This window comes from Sulfitobacter sp. HI0129, assembly GCF_001635395.1.
Taxonomy (GTDB): Bacteria; Pseudomonadota; Alphaproteobacteria; order Rhodobacterales; family Rhodobacteraceae; genus Sulfitobacter.
In genome coordinates this window covers 1-1,453 of the sequence record NZ_LWGH01000701.1, presented here as the reverse complement: position 1 = coordinate 1,453, position 1,453 = coordinate 1, and the positions used below count along the sequence as shown (strand labels likewise).

Annotated in this window: 2 protein-coding genes; one reads left to right on the top strand and one right to left on the bottom strand. The window is 61.1% G+C overall.

All coding sequences use genetic code 11. The features are described from left to right. A partial coding sequence (gene fabI, locus A3764_RS17625; RefSeq protein WP_067951849.1) for an enoyl-ACP reductase FabI occupies positions 1-789 on the bottom strand: 789 nt, incomplete at its 3' end. A 216-nt stretch (positions 790-1,005) separates the two neighbouring features. Between fabI and A3764_RS17620 the strand changes: the two genes are divergently transcribed. Then, the coding region (locus A3764_RS17620) for a pyridoxine/pyridoxamine 5'-phosphate oxidase (RefSeq protein ID WP_067951847.1) at positions 1,006-1,453 on the top strand (448 nt) is incomplete at its 3' end.

Sequence of the window (1,453 nt, the reverse complement as noted above, 5' to 3'; positions counted from 1 at the left end):
GGGGGCGTCGACGGCTTTCATCCCCACGATGTGATAGCCCGAATCCACATGCAGGTTTTCCCCCGTGGTGCCGCTGCCGAGGTCGGACAGCAGATAGAGCGCGGCCTTGCCGACATCGTCGATGGTCACGTTGCGGCGCAGGGGGGAATTGTATTCGTTCCACTTCATGATGTAGCGGAAATCGCCGATGCCGGAGGCGGCCAGCGTCTTGATCGGACCGGCGGAAATGGCGTTCACGCGGATGCCGTCCTTGCCCAGATCCTCGGCGAGGTATTTCACGCTCGCCTCCAGCGCGGCCTTGGCGACGCCCATCACGTTGTAATGCGGCATTACCTGTTCGGCGCCGTAGTAGGTGAGCGTGACGGCGCTGCCGCCCGCGTTCATCATCTTCTCGGCGCGCTGCATGACGGCGGTGAAGGAATAGACCGAAATATCCATCGTGCGGGTGAAATTGCCCCGGGTGGTATCAACATAGCGGCCGCGCAGTTCGTTCTTGTCGGAAAACCCGATGGCGTGAACCACGAAGTCCAGATTGTCCCACTTCTGGCCCAAGGTCTCGAACAGCGTATCGACAGAACTTTCGTCACCCACATCGCAGGGCAGGACAATGTCACTGCCCAGTTGGGCGGCGAGCGGGTCGACCCGTTTCTTCAACGCTTCGCCCTGGTAGGAAAAGGCCAGTTCCGCGCCCGCGTCCGCCAGCGTCCGGGCGATCCCCCAGGCGATGGATTTGTCGTTGGCCAACCCCATGATGAGCCCGCGTTTACCCTGCATCAAGTCATTGCCCATTGGCTCATCCCAGTCACTTCGTGTTATAAGATTTGACGTTTAGGTCATTGCTCGCAGTGCTTCAAGACTGCGTGGATTCGGGCAGGCCGGACACAACTCTCCTTAGCATTGCGCAATGAGTTTGCGGGTCTCGCTTTTGTTGTAGTGCTATGTCATATGTTATAGGTCACCTTCGGAACCCGCATCAGACGGGACCGATCGCTGGGAATCGAGAAGATGGAAGAGCGCAACGGCATATTCGCGGGCGATGATCCGTTCGGCATCGCGCGCCGCTGGCTGCAGGAGGCCGAGGCGGCGGAGCCGAACGATCCCAATGCCATCGCATTGTCCACCGTGGATGCGCAGGGGATGCCCAATGCGCGTATGGTGCTGCTGAAGGATATCGAGGACGCAGCTTTCGTTTTCTACACCAATTACGAAAGCGCCAAGGCCGAAGAATTGGACGCCGCCGGGCGCGCCGCCTTCGTGATGCACTGGAAATCCCTGCGCCGCCAGATTCGCGCCCGGGGGACGATCACGCGGGAGGATGGCCCGCAGGCCGACGCCTATTATCGTTCGCGCTCTCTCAAGAGCAGGCTGGGGGCCTGGGCATCGCGTCAGTCGCGCCCGCTGGACAGCCGGGCCACGCTGATGGCCGAAGTCGCCAAGATGACGGCGCGGCACG